The organism is Streptomyces maremycinicus, from assembly GCF_001184025.1.
Classification (GTDB): Bacteria; Actinomycetota; Actinomycetes; order Streptomycetales; family Streptomycetaceae; genus Streptomyces; species Streptomyces maremycinicus.
Genome location: NZ_BBYG01000009.1, coordinates 560,052 through 576,789, shown reverse-complemented (window position 1 = coordinate 576,789; position 16,738 = coordinate 560,052). Strand labels below are relative to the sequence as shown.

At 72.1% G+C, this 16,738-nt stretch carries 16 protein-coding genes; 8 read left to right on the top strand and 8 right to left on the bottom strand.

Annotated elements, in window-relative coordinates; genetic code table 11:
* Window positions 1–8: 8 nt before the first annotated feature.
* Entirely contained in the window at window positions 9–1,541 is a 1,533-nt protein-coding gene (locus tag AOQ37_RS07065) for a glycoside hydrolase family 3 protein (protein WP_062642259.1), read from the top strand.
* A gap of 96 nt (window positions 1,542–1,637) precedes the next feature.
* On the opposite strand, the gene nagB is transcribed toward AOQ37_RS07065, so the two are convergent.
* On the bottom strand, window positions 1,638–2,423 hold the full coding sequence (gene nagB / locus AOQ37_RS07060; RefSeq protein ID WP_062642256.1) for a glucosamine-6-phosphate deaminase: 786 nt from the start codon (window positions 2,421–2,423) through the stop codon (window positions 1,638–1,640).
* Between the two features lie 570 nt (window positions 2,424–2,993).
* Here nagB and AOQ37_RS07055 point away from each other — a divergent pair.
* Window positions 2,994–4,460 (top strand): sensor histidine kinase, encoded by a 1,467-nt coding sequence (locus AOQ37_RS07055; RefSeq protein ID WP_062642255.1) that lies wholly within the window; start codon window positions 2,994–2,996, stop codon window positions 4,458–4,460.
* A gap of 165 nt (window positions 4,461–4,625) precedes the next feature.
* Here the strand turns inward: AOQ37_RS07055 and AOQ37_RS07050 are convergent, their stop codons facing one another.
* A complete protein-coding gene (locus tag AOQ37_RS07050) occupies window positions 4,626–4,883 on the bottom strand; it encodes a WhiB family transcriptional regulator (protein ID WP_016639615.1) in 258 nt (85 codons plus the stop codon).
* A 319-nt stretch (window positions 4,884–5,202) separates the two neighbouring features.
* Window positions 5,203–6,171 (bottom strand): diacylglycerol/lipid kinase family protein, encoded by a 969-nt coding sequence (locus tag AOQ37_RS07045; protein WP_062642254.1) that lies wholly within the window; start codon window positions 6,169–6,171, stop codon window positions 5,203–5,205.
* Between the two features lie 147 nt (window positions 6,172–6,318).
* Here AOQ37_RS07045 and AOQ37_RS07040 point away from each other — a divergent pair, with 147 nt between their 5' ends.
* Complete coding sequence (locus AOQ37_RS07040; protein ID WP_062642252.1) at window positions 6,319–6,759, top strand: hypothetical protein; 441 nt, start codon at window positions 6,319–6,321, stop codon at window positions 6,757–6,759.
* Between the two features lie 71 nt (window positions 6,760–6,830).
* Here AOQ37_RS07040 and AOQ37_RS38460 read toward each other — a convergent pair whose 3' ends face one another.
* The 3 genes from AOQ37_RS38460 to AOQ37_RS07025 all read right to left on the bottom strand — a co-directional run bounded on the left by AOQ37_RS38460 (window position 6,831) and on the right by AOQ37_RS07025 (window position 8,925).
* Window positions 6,831–7,973: an RNA polymerase sigma factor SigF gene (locus AOQ37_RS38460; RefSeq protein WP_107085123.1), complete on the bottom strand. Its 1,143-nt coding sequence runs from the start codon at window positions 7,971–7,973 to the stop codon at window positions 6,831–6,833.
* On the bottom strand, window positions 7,970–8,383 hold the full coding sequence (locus AOQ37_RS07030; RefSeq protein WP_020130755.1) for an ATP-binding protein: 414 nt from the start codon (window positions 8,381–8,383) through the stop codon (window positions 7,970–7,972). Before AOQ37_RS07030 ends, AOQ37_RS38460 begins: the two co-directional genes overlap by 4 nt.
* Before the next feature lie 281 nt (window positions 8,384–8,664).
* Complete coding sequence (locus AOQ37_RS07025) at window positions 8,665–8,925, bottom strand: UBP-type zinc finger domain-containing protein (protein ID WP_062642248.1); 261 nt, start codon at window positions 8,923–8,925, stop codon at window positions 8,665–8,667.
* A 59-nt stretch (window positions 8,926–8,984) separates the two neighbouring features.
* Between AOQ37_RS07025 and AOQ37_RS07020 the strand changes: the two genes are divergently transcribed.
* Entirely contained in the window at window positions 8,985–10,583 is a 1,599-nt protein-coding gene (locus AOQ37_RS07020) for a Na+/H+ antiporter (RefSeq protein WP_062642246.1), read from the top strand.
* A gap of 62 nt (window positions 10,584–10,645) precedes the next feature.
* Here the strand turns inward: AOQ37_RS07020 and AOQ37_RS07015 are convergent, their stop codons facing one another.
* The gene (locus tag AOQ37_RS07015) at window positions 10,646–11,530 is read right to left on the bottom strand and encodes a 1-aminocyclopropane-1-carboxylate deaminase/D-cysteine desulfhydrase (protein ID WP_062642523.1); all 885 of its coding nucleotides are present in this window, start codon (window positions 11,528–11,530) and stop codon (window positions 10,646–10,648) included.
* A 173-nt stretch (window positions 11,531–11,703) separates the two neighbouring features.
* On the opposite strand from AOQ37_RS07015, the gene AOQ37_RS07010 reads away from it, so the two are divergent.
* Both AOQ37_RS07010 and AOQ37_RS07005 read left to right on the top strand, forming a co-directional pair.
* Entirely contained in the window at window positions 11,704–13,110 is a 1,407-nt protein-coding gene (locus AOQ37_RS07010) for a family 2B encapsulin nanocompartment shell protein (protein WP_062642244.1), read from the top strand.
* A 50-nt stretch (window positions 13,111–13,160) separates the two neighbouring features.
* Window positions 13,161–14,219, top strand: a complete 1,059-nt coding sequence (locus tag AOQ37_RS07005; protein ID WP_234436832.1) for a family 2 encapsulin nanocompartment cargo protein polyprenyl transferase — start codon at window positions 13,161–13,163, stop codon at window positions 14,217–14,219.
* Window positions 14,220–14,364: 145 nt separating this feature from the next.
* Here AOQ37_RS07005 and AOQ37_RS07000 read toward each other — a convergent pair whose 3' ends face one another.
* Complete coding sequence (locus tag AOQ37_RS07000; RefSeq protein WP_062642242.1) at window positions 14,365–14,970, bottom strand: TetR/AcrR family transcriptional regulator; 606 nt, start codon at window positions 14,968–14,970, stop codon at window positions 14,365–14,367.
* Between the two features lie 122 nt (window positions 14,971–15,092).
* Here AOQ37_RS07000 and AOQ37_RS06995 point away from each other — a divergent pair, with 122 nt between their 5' ends.
* Both AOQ37_RS06995 and AOQ37_RS06985 read left to right on the top strand, forming a co-directional pair.
* Window positions 15,093–15,677: a dihydrofolate reductase family protein gene (locus AOQ37_RS06995; protein WP_062642240.1), complete on the top strand. Its 585-nt coding sequence runs from the start codon at window positions 15,093–15,095 to the stop codon at window positions 15,675–15,677.
* A gap of 456 nt (window positions 15,678–16,133) precedes the next feature.
* Window positions 16,134–16,712, top strand: a complete 579-nt coding sequence (locus AOQ37_RS06985) for a histidine phosphatase family protein (protein ID WP_062642239.1) — start codon at window positions 16,134–16,136, stop codon at window positions 16,710–16,712.
* Window positions 16,713–16,738: the final 26 nt, after the last annotated feature.

Sequence of the window (16,738 nt, the reverse complement as noted above, 5' to 3'; positions counted from 1 at the left end):
CGCCCCCGATGACGACAATCGCCAGCGGCACCGACACTCTCACCCGTGACGCCCTGACGGTCCTCCAACCCGGATTCCCCGGCACCACCGCCCCCGACTGGCTGCTGCGCCGCCTGGGCGAGGGCCTGGCGTCGGTGGGTCTGTTCGGGCGGAACATCGCCTCGCCCGAACAACTCGCCTCGCTGACGGCGCAGTTGCGCGCGGAACGGGACGACGTCCTGGTCGCGATCGACGAGGAGGGCGGCGATGTCACGCGGCTGGAGGTGCGCACCGGCTCCAGCTTCCCCGGCAACCACGCGCTGGGCGCGGTGGACGACGTCGCGCTCACGCTGGAGGTCGCCGCCGAGCTGGGCCGCCGCCTCGCGGAGTGCGGCGTCAACCTCAACTGGGCGCCCTCCGCCGACGTGAACTCCAACCCCGCCAACCCGGTCATCGGGGTCCGCTCCTTCGGCGCCGACCCCGGCCTGGTCGCCCGGCACACCGCCGCCTACGTCACCGGCCTCCAGTCGGCCGGCGTGGCGGCCTGCACCAAGCACTTCCCGGGGCACGGCGACACCGCCGTCGACTCCCACCACGCGCTGCCGCGCATCGACGCCGACCCCGCGGTCCTGACGGAACGCGAACTGACCCCGTTCCGCGCCGCCATCGCGGCCGGCACCCGCGCCGTGATGAGCGCGCACATCCTGGTCCCCGCCCTGGACCCGGCCCGGCCGGCGACCCTGTCCCCGCGCATCCTCACCACCCTGCTCCGCGAGGAACTCGGCTACGACGGCCTGATCGTCACGGACGGCATGGAGATGCAGGCCGTCGCCGCGACCTACGGCATCGAGCGCGGCAGCGTCCTCGCCGTCGCGGCCGGCGCCGACGCCATCTGCGTGGGCGGCGGCCTGGCGGACGACGAGACGGTACGCCGCCTGCGCGACGCCCTGGTCACCGCCGTCCGCACCGGTGAACTCCCCGAACAGCGTCTCGCGGACGCGGCGGAGCGGGTACGGGCACTGGCCCGCTGGACAGCCACAGCCGCACACGGCACGGCGGCGGCCGGTACCGACGAGGCGCCGGCCCGCGCCGGCCGCAGCACCGGGCGGGCCGATGTCGGCCTGATCGCCGCCCGCCGTGCGCTGCGACTCACCGGCGGCGACGGCTTCACCCCGGTCACCGACCCGCCCTACGTCGCCGCGCTCACCCCGGTCGCGAACATCGCCGTCGGGGACGAGACCCCGTGGGGTGTGGCCGCCGAGCTGGGCCGCCTGCTGCCGGGGACCGGGACCGGCGGCTTCACGGGCGCGGAGGCGGGCCACGAGGCGCTGGTCGCGGCGGGGGAGCGGCGGATCGTGGCGGTGGTCCGCGACGAGCACCGGCACCCCTGGATGACGGCGGCCCTGGACACCCTCCTCACGGCGCGCCCGGACACGGTCGTCGTCGAGATGGGCGTCCCGCAGGCCCCGCCCCGCGGCGCCCTGCACATCGCCACCCACGGCGCGGCCCGTGTGTGCGGCCGCGCGGCGGCTGAGGTCATCGCGGGGGCCACGCCCGCCTGAGTGCCGTCACGACGAAGGCGCCGGGCTCCTGAACGGGAGCCCGGCGCCTTCGTCATGGCCGGCGGTGGTGTGCGCGGGGGAGGAGGGGCGGCGCCCTCAGATGCCCTGCCACTCCGGCTTGTTGGCGAAGGTGTGCAGGAAGTAGTCCGCGAGCTTCAGCTTGGACGCGGCGGCCTCGTCGACGACGACCGTCGCGTGCGGGTGCAGCTGGAGCGCGGACGCCGGGCACACCGCCGCGACCGGCCCCTCCACCGTAGCCGCGACCGCGTCCGCCTTGCCCTCCCCGGTGGCGAGCAGCACCAGGTGCCGCGCCTCCAGGATCGTGCCGATGCCCTGGGTGATCACGTGGTGCGGGACCTGCTCGATGTCGCCGTCGAAGAAGCGCGCGTTGTCCACCCGGGTCTGCTCGGTCAGCGTCTTGATCCGGGTGCGCGAGGCGAGGGAGGAGCACGGCTCGTTGAACCCGATGTGCCCGTCGGTGCCGATCCCGAGCAGCTGGAGGTCCACTCCGCCGGCCTCGGCCAGCGCGCGGTCGTACGCCTCGCACGCGGCCTGTACGTCCGTGGCCGTGCCGTCCGGACCGAGGAAGGCGTCCATGCTGATGCCCAGCGGCTCCAGCACCTCGCGCCGCAGCACCGAGCGGTAGGACTCGGGGTGCTCGGCGGGCAGGCCCACGTACTCGTCGAGCTGGGCGATCCGCGCCCGCGCGGTGTCCACCGAGCCGGCGCGCACCGCGGCCGCCAGGGCCTGGTAGACGGGCAGCGGGGTGGAACCGGTGGCCACACCGAGCAGGGCGTCCGGCTTGCGCCGCAGGAGGCGCCCCATGGCCTCGGCGATGATCTCGCCGCCCGACCGGGCGTCCGCAACGATGACAACTTCCACGCTGGCCTGCCGTTCTGAGAGGGGCTTCGGGGGCCCGGAAGGGCTATGTGGTTTAGACCAATCTATGAGGTCAATCTAACAGAAACGGCCCTGTTCGTCTTCGGGCGAGGGAGGGGCGACGCGGGCCGCTCCGGCGTGGATCGCGGAAAATGCCCCGCGTAACCGGCCCCGCGCGGGAACCCGCACAGGCTAGGCTGCGCAGTGGATGTCAGAGCGTCCGCAGACCCATGACAACGAACGACCTTCCACACATGGACACCCCTAGTGGTCTAGTCCACAATGGAGGGGAGCGAGACACAGCACTTCCGTCTTCCCCGCACAGGAAGGCGGACCGAGGACCCGGAGCTCTCTGCCCTGACTGCCCCGGATCCTCACCCTTCGGTCGACGGGACCGCACACCCCGCGGCCGATATTGCTCCGGGCTGCGGTGCCGGGAGGGCTGAGGGTCCCTCTCAGGCGCCGCGGCCCGCGGGTGTTTCCGGGCCCGGGTGCCCCGCGCGGCCTCCCGCGCGCCGCCGACGGGTTTAGGCCCCGCACAGACCCACGGGTACGCTCGCAGACGTGCCCTCCATGAACGAACTCGTACGCCAGCACACCGCACTCGACGACTCCGACCTCGAGTGGCTCCACCTGCTGGTCTCGGAGTGGCAGCTGCTCTCCGACCTCTCCTTCGCCGACCTGGTCCTGTGGGTCCCCACCCGCGACGGCACCCGCTATGTCTCCGTCGCCCAGATGCGGCCCAACACCGGCCCGACCTCCTACCAGGACGACATGGTCGGCCACCTCGTCCCGCGGGGCCGCCGTCCGCTGCTCGACGCCGCCCTGGACGAGGGCCGGATCGTGCGCGAGGGCGACCCGGAGTGGCGCGAGGAGGTCCCCGTCCGGGTCGAGTCGATCCCGGTGCGGCGCGAGGGCCGGGTGCTCGGGGTCATCGCCCGCAACACCAACCTGCTCACCGTGCGCACCCCCAGCCGCCTGGAGCTCACCTACCTCCAGAGCGCCTCCGACCTCGCCCAGATGATCGCGGCCGGCTCCTTCCCGTTCCCCGACCAGCAGATGGACATGGACGCCGCCCCACGCGTCGGCGACGGCCTGATCCGCGTCGACGGCGACGGAATCGTCCAGTACGCCTCCCCGAACGCGCTGTCGGCCTACCACCGGATGGGCCTCGCCTCCGACCTGGTCGGCCAGCACCTGGGCCTGACCACGGCCGAACTCGCCCCGACCCGGGGTCCGGTGGACGAGGCGCTCGCCAAGGTCGCCAGCGGCTGGGCGCCCCGCGAGTTCGAGATCGAGGCCAAGGACGGCGTCATCCAGTTCCGGGCCATCCCGCTGAAGCCCAAGGGCACCCGCATCGGCGCGCTCGTCCTGCTGCGTGACGTCACCGAACTGCGCCGTCGCGAACGCGAGTTGATGACCAAGGACGCGACCATCCGGGAGATCCACCACCGGGTGAAGAACAACCTCCAGACGGTGGCGGCCCTGTTGCGGCTCCAGGCCCGGCGTATCGAGTCCGAACGCGGCCGGGAGGCGCTGGAGGAGGCGGTCCGGCGGGTCGGCTCGATCGCCATCGTGCATGAGACGCTGTCTCAGAACCTGGACGAGCGGGTGGAGTTCGACGAGATCGCCGACCGGGTGCTGGCGATGGTCGCCGAGATCTCGCCGGGCAAGGTCGCCGGCCGGCGCAGCGGACGCTTCGGCATCCTGGACGCCGAGGTCGCCACCCCGCTGTCCATGGTCCTCACCGAGATCCTCCAGAACGCCCTGGAGCACGGCTTCGTCGAGGGCGACACCGGCACGGTCGAGGTCTCCGCGGTCCGCGGCGGCACCAGCAAGGAGACACGTCTGCTGGTCACCGTCCAGGACGACGGCGTCGGACTCCCCGAGGGCTTCGACCCGCACACCTCGGGCAACCTCGGCCTCCAGATCGTACGGACGCTGGTGGAGGGCGAGTTGGGCGGCACCTTCGACATGGTCCCGGGGCCCGAGCGCGGCACCCAGGTGATCCTGGACATTCCCGTGCGCGCACAGAAGTAGCGGGCCCGCACAGCAAGAAGCCCCGGACCGTTCAGGGGTCCGGGGCTCGAATGCTCGTTGCCAGCTTGTGCTGCGCATCGGGGGTACTGCGCGCTGCGGCTCGGGGGCGGGAGATGCGTACACGTCGTACGCGCCGCCAAGCTCAGGCTTGCGGGGCGGGTGTTGTCAGGCGGAGGCCTGACGGGCCCGGTTGCGGGCGGCGCGGCGCTTCATGGCGCGACGCTCGTCCTCGCTGAGGCCACCCCAGACGCCGGAGTCCTGGCCGGACTCGAGCGCCCACTGCAGACACTGCTCCATAACCGGGCAGCGACGGCAGACGGCCTTGGCTTCCTCGATCTGCAGCAGCGCAGGACCGGTGTTGCCGATGGGGAAGAAGAGCTCGGGGTCTTCCTCGCGGCAAACGGCGTTGTGACGCCAGTCCATGGCTGCTACCTCTCCTTGGTATTACGTGCAAGTTGCTTGTGAATGTGAACGCTTTCACGAATCCCTCAACAAGTGAAGGGCCACCAGCCAGGTTCCCTGGCGCGGTCCTGTTGTTTGAAGAGGGGTTCCGGTGATCAGTGGATGCCGGTGTTGCGGGCTGTCTCGATCGCCACGTAGAGACTCGCAAACCTCAGCGGCGGATACAACCCCTTCCGGAAAGTTTTTTTTGATTCCTCGGTGTCGACTAGGTCACAGCCGTACTTCCATGGGGTGGACCCTGGCCTAAACGTTCGAGTGAAAGGACTTCAGCCCTTTCTGCTCACACAATCACACGCAGTGCACGGCGTACGCCTGTGAACGTCACGCTTGTTCGCAGCCCCAGGTGGTCACCGTCCATCTGAAGGGGCAAGGGGACCTTCGAATGCAAGGTGAACCGGTCCAGATCGTGCAGTGAGACCGCATGCTTGCCGTGCGGGCCCCGCTCGGGGGACGAAGTGAGCAACTGGGTGCCATATCGGGCAACCGACGCCGTGGACAGACGGCTGAGACCGAGTACGTCCAGCCCCGTATCGAACGAGGCCTTAGGCGACGCGTACACCGGGCGATTGCCCAGATAGGTCCACGGAGCCGTGTTGCAGACTATGGACAGCACCAAATCGGTCACCGGTTCCGCGCCCGGCCGCTCCAGCGTGATCGACCCGTGCCGCCGCTGTGACTCACCCAACAACTGGCGCATGGCCTGGCGGATGTAAAGAGCGTGGGTGGATCTCCTGCCGCGCTCGCGCTGCTGCTCCACCCGCCCCACCACCCCGGCGTCGAAGCCCAGCCCGGCGTTGAAGGTGAACCAGCGCGACGGCACCGCCTCGTCCTCCGTGCCCGGCGTGCCCGAGGCCAGACCGAGCCCCACCGTCCGTTCACTGCTCTCCCGCAGGGCGTCCAGCAGCGCGCCGGTGGCTTCCACCGGATCGTTGGGCAGCCCCAGGGCGCGGGCGAAGACGTTGGTGGAGCCGCCGGGGACCACCGCGAGGCCGGGCAGTCTCTCCGGATCGGGGCCGGCGTGCAGGAGGCCGTTGACCACCTCGTTGACCGTGCCGTCGCCGCCGAGGGCCACCACCAGATCGACGTTCCCGCTGTCCGCGGCCTGCCGGCCCAGGTCCCGTGCGTGCCCGCGGTACTCGGTGGTGACCGCTTCGAGCTTCATCTCGCTCGCGAGCGCGTGGATGAGGACGTCGCGCGTCCGTGCACTCGTAGTGGTTGCCGCCGGATTGACCACGAGAAGTGCACGCATGAGTTGCAGCGTACCTACTGGGTGGTACCGGGCACAGGCCGAGGTGGGGATCGGGTAAGAGATCGCGGGGTGAGCCTCGACACGGGTGCCGCGCCTCCCCGTGCGGGCGGCCCGGGGCCGGTCAGGGGCGCGGGCTACCCTTCTGGGGTGAGCAGTGACCAGACTCCCGCAGCCCCGGAATCCGCCGCCCCGCGCCCGCGCCGGCTGACGTACGCCGCCGCGCTCGTCGCCCTCGAAGGGCTGGCGCTGGTCGTCGGCGGGGTGTGGATGCTCGCCCTGGGCATCGGCGGCGACCCGGACGACCGCCGGCAGGCCGTCACCGGCGGCGTCACCCTGATCGTGCTCGCCCTGCTGCCGCTGCTCGCCGCGCGCGGACTGCTCGGGCTGCGCGGCTGGAGCCGGGGACCCGCCGTCATCACCCAGATCATGGCGCTGCCGGTGGCCTACAACCTGCTGCGGGCCGACAGCATGGCGATCCCGGCGGGCATCGCGCTCGCGGCCGTCGCCGTCGCGTCGCTCGTCCTGCTCGTCAACGGTGAGACGACCCGGGCCCTCGGGATCCGGGGGCCGGGCCGCGCGTCGGAGTAGCCGCCTTTCCGGCCGGCCCTCCCGCGTACCGCCGTCCTGCCGCGGTCCGCTGTGCCGCGGCTGTTCCTCGGCTATTCCTCGACGAGCAGCTTCTCCCGCAGCTGGGCCAGCGTGCGGGCCAGCAGGCGGGAGACGTGCATCTGCGAGATGCCGACCTCCTGCGCGATCTGCGACTGGGTCATGTTGCCGAAGAACCGCAGCAACAGGATTCGCTTCTCGCGCGGCGGGAGATCCTCCAGGAGCGGCTTGAGGGACTCCCGGTACTCGACCCCCTCCAGCGCCTCGTCCTCCGCGCCGAGGGTGTCGGCGACCGCCGGGGACTCGTCGTCGGTGTCCGGCACGTCCAGGGAGAGGGTGGAGTACGCGTTGGCGGACTCCAGACCCTCCAGGACCTCCTCCTCCGAGATCGCCAGCTTCTCGGCGAGTTCGTGGACCGTGGGGGAGCGGCCGTGCTGCTGCGACAGCTCGGCCGTGGCCGTGGTCAGCGCCAGGCGCAGTTCCTGGAGCCGGCGCGGCACCCGCACCGCCCAGCCCTTGTCACGGAAGTGCCGCTTGATCTCGCCGACGACCGTCGGGGTCGCGTACGTGGAGAACTCCACACCGCGTTCCGGGTCGAACCGGTCGACCGACTTGATCAGGCCGATGGTGGCGACCTGGGTCAGGTCGTCCAGCGGCTCGCCGCGGTTGCGGAAGCGCCGCGCGAGGTGTTCGACGAGCGGCAGGTGCATACGGACCAGCTGGTTGCGCATCTCCGCGTACTCGGCGCTGCTGCTCTCGAGCTTGCGCAGCTCGATGAACATCGCCCGTGCGCCGCTGCGGTCCCCCGGCGCCGGGGGACCCGGCACGGGGACGGCCGGCACAGGGGTGGCCGGAGGTTCGTGTGGCGTGCCCGGCACGCTCTGTTCGCCGTCTCGCTGGTGCTCGCTCATTGTCCCGCCCGTCGCCCTCTGTCGAGCCCTCGCCTCTGCTCGGCCCGGGGGCGCGCCCCCGATCCGCCTCTCCCGAGGCGAGCCCTGCACGGCACCTTCCGGCAGACCCGCCTGCGCGGAGACCGAGTCGTCCTCCGGATGCGGCCGGGCCTGCTCGGGAATGCCGTCGATGCCGTCCGTCATGCGTCGGGAACCGTCCGGAGAGACGGGAATCCCGGCGTTCTCGGCCGGCAGCTCCCGTGTGCCGCGCTCTTCGTCCCGCACCGGCCCGTCCCCGTTCCTCACGCCGGCCCGGGTCCCGCGCCGCGCTGTTTGTAGAGACTGATCGTCACGGTCTTGTCCTCGTCGACGGCGGAGGACACCTTGCCCGCGAGGGCGGACAGGACGGTCCAGGCGAAGGTGTCCCGTGAGGGGGCGTGTCCGTCCGTGGTCGGCGCGGAGACGGTGACTTCCAGCGAGTCGTCGACGAGTCGGAACACGCAACTGAGTACCGAGCCGGGCACGGCCTGCTGAAGCAGGATCGCGCAAGCCTCGTCCACCGCGATGCGCAGGTCCTCGATCTCGTCCAGGGTGAAGTCCAAACGGGCCGCGAGGCCGGCCGTGGCCGTCCGCAGCACCGACAGGTAGGCACCCGCAGCCGGCAGCCGGACTTCCACGAAGTCCTGGGTCGCGGGCTCGCCTGCGATCTGGGACACCCTCACCTCCAAGGTGGTACAAGCTTTTCGGGGCCGAGGGTCGCCCCCCGGGGTAACGCGTCTGTGGTGCAGCGGTGACGCTATCGCGCTCTCAGGTTTCTGTCCCCGGGACCCCAACCCCCTGGCGTCACTCACAGTAAAGCTGTGAACACGCTCCGTGTCTAGAGGTCGGTCGGCCCAAATGGGAACAGGGCGCGCCGGGTTGACGTACCCAGGCGTCAGATGGTCGAACCGTACCCGCCGGACGGCCGGGGCGTCATGGTCTCCTCCTACGGGGCTCCTCAGACGAGGACATGGTCGACGAAGCACCAGCGCCAGTCCTCGCCGGGTTCGAAGGTCCGCATCACCGGGTGGCCGGACTCCTTGTGGTGCCCGGTCGCGTGCCGGCTCGGCGAGGAATCGCAGCAGCCGACGTGGCCGCAGGTCAGGCACAGCCGAAGTTGCACCGGGTGGGTACCGTCTCGCAGGCACTCCGGACACGTCTCGCCCAGCGGGACGGGTTCCGGGTGGGGCAGCGCGTCGGCATGCGTGCACTGTTTCATGATTGCCAGATTACGACGGGCGCGCGGACGGCCGCGCGGAAAAACGAGGGCGGCTCGACATGGACGTGATGCCACTGCTGTTGCTGGTGGCCGGCAGTGCGGCGATCGCGGCGGGGGCCCGGCGCACCCCGGTGCCCGCGCCGCTGCTGCTGGTGGCGGTCGGCCTGGTGGTGTCCTACCTGCCGGGGGTGCCGGACTACACCCTGGACCCGGACGTGGTGCTGCCGCTCCTGCTGCCGCCGCTGCTGTACACCTCGGCCACCGACAGCTCCTATCTCGACCTGCGCGCCCAGCTGCGGCCGGTGGCCCTGCTGTCGGTCGGGTACGTGCTGTTCGCGACCTTCGTCGTCGGCTGGGCCGCCTATCTGATCGTCCCCGGGCTGCCGCTGACGGCGGCGCTGGTGCTGGGCGCGGTGGTGGCGCCGCCGGACGCGGTCGCGGCCACGGCGGTGGCCCGCCGGGTCGGCCTGCCGTCACGGATCACCACGATCCTCCAGGGCGAGTCGCTGCTGAACGACGCCACCGCGATCACCGCCTACAAGGTCGCCCTCGCGGTCGTGGTCGGCGAGGGCGCGTCCTGGGCCGGCGGCATCGAGGAGTTCCTGGTGGCGGCGGTCGGCGGGACCGCCGTGGGCCTGATCCTGATGGTCCCGCTGCACTGGCTGCGCACCCACCTCAAGGAGCCCCTGCTCCAGAACACGCTCTCCCTGCTGATCCCCTTCGTCGCCTACTCCGCGGCCGAGCAGTTCCACGCCTCCGGTGTCATCGCGGTGGTCGTCGTCGCGCTCTATCTGGGCCACCGCGCGTGGGAGGTCGACTTCGCGACCCGCCTCCAGGAGGAGGCCGTGTGGAAGATGGTCGCCTTCGTCCTGGAGTCGGCGGTCTTCGCGCTGATCGGCCTCCAGCTCCCGGTCGTCCTGAAGGGCCTAGGCGACTACCGGGGCACGGACGCCGCCTGGTACGCCGTCGCGCTGTTCCTCGTGGTCGTGGCGGCGCGCTTCCTGTGGGTGTACCCGGCGACCTTCCTGCCCCGGCTGCTCTCGGCGCGCATCCGCGCGCGGGAGGAGAATCCGACCTGGCGGGGGCCGATCGTCATCGCCTGGGCCGGCATGCGCGGGGTGGTCTCGCTCGCCATCGCCTTCTCCATCCCGCTCACCGTGGACCACGGCGACGCGCCCTTCCCGTACCGCAACCTGATCCTCTTCCTCACCTTCACGACGGTCATCGGCACCCTGGTCGTCCAGGGGCTGAGCCTGCCGCCGCTGATTCGCCTGCTGAAGTTCCCGAAGCCCGACCCGCAGGCCGCGACGCTCGCCGAGGCCAACGCCCAGGCGCAGGCCTCCCGGGTCGCCGAGGAGCGGCTGGACGAACTGCTGGCCGACGAGCGCAACGCGCTGCCGCCGCCGCTCGCCGACCGGCTGCGCAGCGTCCTGGAGCGGCGCCGCAACGCCGTCTGGGAGCGCCTCGGGCAGGTCAACCCGGTCACCGGCGAGACCGTCGACGACACCTACCGGCGCCTGTCGCGCGAGATGATCAGCGCGGAGCGCGCGATGTTCGTCCGGCTGCGGGACGGCCGCTACATCGACGACGAGATGCTGCGCACCCTGCTGCGCCGGCTGGACCTGGAGGAGGCCGCGGCGTTCCGGGAGACGGCCTAGCCGGGCTTCCGGCAGGTCGCTGACGCGGCCGGCTCCCGAGGGGCGGCGCGGCGGTCCGGGCCTCAGGGGAACGGGCGGCCCGTGATCACGGCCGTGACCGTCGTGCCGCGCGGGAAGGCGCCCTCCTCGGCCAGGACGACGAGGCCGTAGAGCGACTTGGCGACATAGAGACGTTCCACGGGCACCGCGTGGCGCCGCTCGAAGTCCGCCGCGAACGCCTCCAGCTCGGGGGTGACACGGGCGTAGCCGCCGAAGTGGAAGCGCTCGTCCAGCAGCCAGTCGCCCCGCCGGCCGCCGAAGGCCTCCTCCTGGAGCGCCCGTATCCCGTCGGCCAGAAAGCCTCCTCTGAGGACCGGTATGCCCAGGGCACGCTGGCCGGGGGCGAGGCCGGCCGCCAGCCCGGCGAGGGTGCCGCCGGTGCCGCAGGCCAGGGCGACGACATCGGTACGGCCCCGCAGCTCCTCGCCGAGCGCGCGGCAGCCGAGGACCGCCGCCGCGTTGCTGCCGCCCTCGGGCACGACATAGGCGTCCCGCGCGCCGGCCGTGTCCAGAAGCCCGCCGAGGACGTCCGGCTCGGTCTTGCGGCGGTACGTCGAGCGGTCCACGAAACGCAGGCGCATGCCGTCGGCCGCGCACCGGGCCAGGGACGGGTTGAGCGGCCGTCCGGCCAGTTCGTCGCCGCGCACCACCCCCACCGTGGGCAGCCCGAGGAGCCGGCCGGCGGCGGCCGCGGCCCGCAGGTGGTTGGAGTACGCACCCCCGAAGGTGAGGAGCGTCCGTCCGGCGGCCCGCTCCAGATTGGGCGCCAGCTTGCGCCACTTGTTGCCGATCAGCTCCGGGTGGATCAGGTCGTCGCGCTTCAGCAGCAGCCGGACGCCGTGCCGCCCGAACCGGTCGTCCGACACCTCCTGGAGGGGGGACGGCAGGCGGGGGCGCAGGTCGGTCACCCGCCCATTGTCGAACACCGTTCGGTGAAACGTACGTCTTCCCTGCCCACGTTGATCCATTCCCGCTCTTTCGTGTAATAGCACGAGCACACACGGTGATGGAAGGCTTGCCGCGTGAACGAAGTGCACCGGCGCAGTTCGGCGCCCGTGCATGAATCGGGAGGGCATTTCTCATGTCGGTAGGCGAAGAGGTCCGCGCGGATTCGGGCAAGCCGCAGCAGAGTCTCGGCACCGCGGCGGCGCGGAACCTGGCCACCACCACCAAGTCCGCACCGCAGATGCAGGAGATCAGCTCCCGCTGGCTGCTGCGCAATCTGCCCTGGGTGGATGTGCAGGGCGGTACGTACCGGGTCAACAGGCGTCTGACGTACGCGGTGGGCGACGGCCGCATCACGTTCGTGAAGACCGGCGACCGGGTCGAGGTCATCCCGGCCGAGCTGGGCGAACTGCCCGCGCTGCGCTCCTACGAGGACGAGGAGGTGCTCGGCGAGATCGCCTCCCGCTGCCGGCAGCGGGAGTTCGGCCCGGGCGAGGTCATCGCCTCCTTCGGCAGCCAGAGCGACGAGGTCTACCTGCTGGCGCACGGCCGCGTCGAGAAGGTCGGCACCGGCCCCTACGGCGACGACCAGGTGCTGGGCGTCCTCGCGGACGGCGCGTACTTCGGCGACCAGGCGCTGCTCGACGCGGACGCCATCTGGGAGTACACGGCTCGCGCGGACACGGCCTGCACGGTGCTGGTCCTCGCCCGGCAGGACGTCGAGCAGGTCGCGGAGCGTGCCGACTCGCTGCGCGAACACCTCCAGGAGCTGCGCGCGATCCCCGAGCAGCGCACCAACAAGTACGGCGAGAAGGAGGTCGACCTCGCCGCCGGCCACGCGGGGGAGCCGGACATCCCGCACACCTTCGTGGACTACGACGCCCGGCCGCGCGAGTACGAACTGAGCATCGCGCAGACCGTCCTGCGCATCCACTCGCGGGTGGCCGACCTCTACAACCAGCCGATGAACCAGACCGAGCAGCAGTTGCGGCTGACCGTCGAGGCGCTCAAGGAGCGCCAGGAGCACGAGCTCGTCAACAACCGTGAGTTCGGACTGCTGCACAACTGCGAGTACGACCAGCGGATCCAGCCGCACGACGGCGTGCCCGGCCCGGACGACCTGGACGAACTGCTGAGCAGGCGGCGCGGCACCAAGATGCTGCTCGCCCACCCGCGCGCGATCTCCGCGATCGGCCGTGAGCTCAACAAGCGCGGGCTCGTCCCCGAGACGATCGACGTCGGCGGCAACCGCATCCCGACCTGGCGTGGGGTGCCGATCTACCCGTGCAACAAGATCCCGGTCACCGAGGCCCGCACCAGCTCCATCATCGCGCTGCGCCTGGGCCAGGAGGACCAGGGCGTCATCGGACTGCGCCAGTCCGGCATCCCGGACGAGATCGAGCCGAGCCTGTCGGTGCGGTTCATGGGCATCAACGAACAGGCCATCATCAAATACCTGGTCACGGCCTACTACTCGGCCGCGGTCCTGGTGCCGGACGCGCTGGGCGTCCTGGAGAACGTCGAGATCGGCCGCTGGCGGTGACTTCCGCCATCAGGCGGTACCGGGGTGAGACGCGCGAAAGGCGGGGGCCCATCGGCAGCCAGGGCGACAGCGGTCCGGGGCCGGCCGACGGGCGCGAGGCGGCGGTGATCCTGGAGCGCTCCCGGGCGTCCGTCGACCCCGAACTGCGCGCGGCCATCGACTCGTTGCCCGGTTCCATGCGACGGGTCGCGCTCTACCACTTCGGCTGGGAGCACGCGGACGGCACCCCGGCGGCGGGCAACGCGGGCAAGGCGATCCGCCCGGCCCTCGTGCTCGCCGCGGCCGCCGCGCTCGGCGGCCCGGCGGCCCGCGCGGCGGCGTTGCCGGCGGCCGCGGCGATCGAACTGGTCCACAACTTCACGCTGTTGCACGACGACGTGATGGACCGGGACACCACCCGCCGGCACCGCCCCACCGCCTGGACCGTGTTCGGTGACGCCGACGCGATCCTCGCCGGGGACGCCCTGCACGCCCTCGCGCTCGGGCTGCTGGCGGCGGATCCGCATCCCGCGTCCTCGGCGGCCGCCCGCCGGGTCGCGGCCTGCGTGATCGAACTCTGCGCGGGCCAGCAGGCGGACACGGCCCTGGAGAAGCGCGGCCCCACCGAGATCACCCTCGACGAGGTGCTCGTCATGGCCGAGGCCAAGACGGGAGCGCTGCTCGGCTGCGCCTGTGCCGTGGGCGGGCTGTACGCGGGGGCGGCCGAGGAGGACGTGGACGCGCTGGACGCGTTCGGCCGGGAGGCCGGGCTCGCCTTCCAGCTCATCGACGACGTCATCGGCCTGTGGGGAGACCCGAAGCACACCGGCAAGCCGGCCGGCGCGGATCTCGCCGCCCGCAAGAAGTCCCTGCCGGTGGTCGCCGCGCTGACCTCCGGCACGGCGGCGGCCGGTGAACTGGCCGGCCTCTACGCGGCGCCCTACGACCCGGCCGACCTGGAGCGCACCACCCTGGCCGTCGAGCGGGCCGGCGGTCGCGCGTGGGCGCAGGAACAGGCGGCCGACCGGATGGCCCGCGCGATGCACGAACTGGCCCGGGCGATCCCGGACCCGGAGTCGGCGGGCGGCCTGCTGTCCCTTGCGGAGTTCGTGACACGGCGCAGCAACTGAACACGACGCCACGCCCCCGCGGGGAACCGCGCGCCGTTCCCTGCCGGGTGCGTGCGCGGTTCCCCGCGTCCCTTGACGAACGCGGCGCCGCGCGGCGCCGGCCTCGTGGGGCGCCGGCCGTGGGCGGGACGTGCCGTGGGGTGCCCTACGTGGGGGCCTGGGCGTCGTGCGGGAGCACCGTGGCCACGATCCGTTCGACCAGTCCTTCCGGCACTCCCACCCCCGGCAGGACGCCGTCCAGGACGTCCGGCAGGGTCAGGTGCTCCATGAGCAGCCCGAGCATCGCGAGGTACAGGACGACGACGGTCTCGTCGCCGCCGGGCAGCCCGGCCTCGCGGTGGAAGTCCATGCCGTACTCGAGGTCGCCGCGCACCGAGCTGGTGAAGGAGGCGCGGAGTTCGGGGCGCCGGGTGGCCTCCAGGCGCAACTCCAGCAGGGCGAGGTAGCCGCTGCGGTCACCGGTCGCGCGGGCCGTCAGATCGTGCATGAGCGCCGTGACCAGGGAGCGGTCGCGCGGCCGCGCCAGCAGCGCGCCGAGCACCTCGGGATCGGGTGCCAGCCGGACGCGCAGCCGGGAGTCGATCTGCCGCAGCAGGTCGTCCCGCCCGGTGAAGTAGTTGGAGGCGGTGCCCACCGGCACCGCCGCCGCCGAGTCCACCGCGCGGAAGGTGAGCCCGCGCGCGCCCTCCCGCGCGAGCACCTCCACCCCGGCGTCCACCAGGGCCGCCCGGCGCTCCGGATTTCCGGCCATGCGGAACCCTCTCTCTCACTTGGCTCCGTTTCCCGGAAGACCGGGAAACCCTCTTGCAACCACTACAACTGAAGTACTACAAATGGAGTGGTTCGAGAGCAGCCTACGGAAAGAGCCCCCACTTGCGAAAGCTCACGTACTTCATCGCCTGCTCCGTCGACGGCTTCATCGGCGACGTGAACGGCGACGCCGCGGCGATGTACCCCTACGTCGACGACGAGTTCCTCGACTTCCTGAAGGCCGACCATCCGGAGACCATGTCCACCCCCGGCCGTCGCGCGCTCGGCTTCGACGACCTGGAGAACAAGAGGTTCGACACCGTCGTCCAGGGCCGGGCCAGCTACGACGTGGCGCTGAAGCAGGGCGTCACGAGCCCGTACGCGCACCTGCGCCAGTACGTCGCCTCGCGCACCCTCGGCGAGTCGCCCTCCCCGGACGTCGAGATCATCGCGGACGGTCTCCTCGACCGGGTCCGCGAGCTGAAGGCGGAGGACGGCGGCCTCGGCATCTACCTGTGCGGCGGCTCCCGCCTCGCGGGAGAGCTGTTCGACGAGATCGACGAGCTGGTGATCAAGACCTACCCGATCGTCTACGGCACGGGCATGCCGATGTTCGGCGCCGGTTCCGACCTCGCCCGCTTCACCCTCGGCGGGGTGCGCTCCTTCGGCAACGGCGCGGTCGTACGGACGTACGCCAGGGAGCGCTGACGCACGGCGGGGGGCGCTCGTGCCCCTGCCGCCCTACTCTGTAGGGCATGGACCGGGAACAACGCGCCTGTCCCCAGTGTGGGCAGCCTGTGCAGTCCGTCGTCCGGCGACACAAGACGCTGGGCGCGTGGGTACCGCGCTGGGTGCCGGGCCCGTGCCACAACCCGCGGTGCGAGGCGTACGTGGAGCCGGGGCCCCGGCACGAGCACGCCGGGACGGAGGGCGCGTCGGCCGGAGCCGCCGGGCCCGAAGGCGCGTCCACGGGAGCCGCCGGGAGTGACAGCGCGTCGGCCGGAGCCGCCGGGAGTGACAGCGCGTCGGTCGGAGCCGCCGGGCCCGAAGGCGCGGAGACCCAGCAGGCCAGGACCCGGGGCGCGGCCTCCCAGGTCGCCGAGGGCGAAGACGGACCCGGTGCGCCCACCGCCCCCACCTCCTGAACAGACCGAGCGGAGACGGATGACCAGCCGAGTGACCCTGATCTCACCGGCGATCACTTCGGCACTGCGCGAGGCGCGGTTCGACGACGGCAGCGGTGAGCTGGACGCCGCCGGGGTGCGCCGGACCCGGTCGGTCGCGGGGCTGCTGCCCGGCGCGGACCGCTCGGCCGCCTCGCCCTCCACCCGCTGCCGGCAGACCGCCGAGGCGCTGGGCCTGCCCGCGCCCCGGACGGCCGCGCCGGCCGCCCTCGACGTGGGCCGCTGGCGCGGCCGGACCCTCGCCGAGGTGACGGCCGCCGAGCCGGAGGCGGTGGCCTCGTGGCTGGCGGATCCGGACCACGCCCCGCACGGCGGGGAGACCGTGCGGGCGCTGTGCGATCGGGCCGGGACATGGCTGGAGGACATCGCCCGCACTCCGGGGCGGGTGACCGCCGTGGTGGAACCCGATGTCGTGCGGGCCCTGCTCGTCCGTGCGCTGGGTCTGCCGGAACCGGCCTTCTGGCGCCTGGACGTGCGCCCGCTGGCCGCCGTGGACCTGAGCGGCCGGGCGGGACGGTGGAACCTACGGGTGGGCACGCCGCTCGGCGAGGCGCCGTAGGCAGCCAGCCGAGCGGCGCGGCCTGC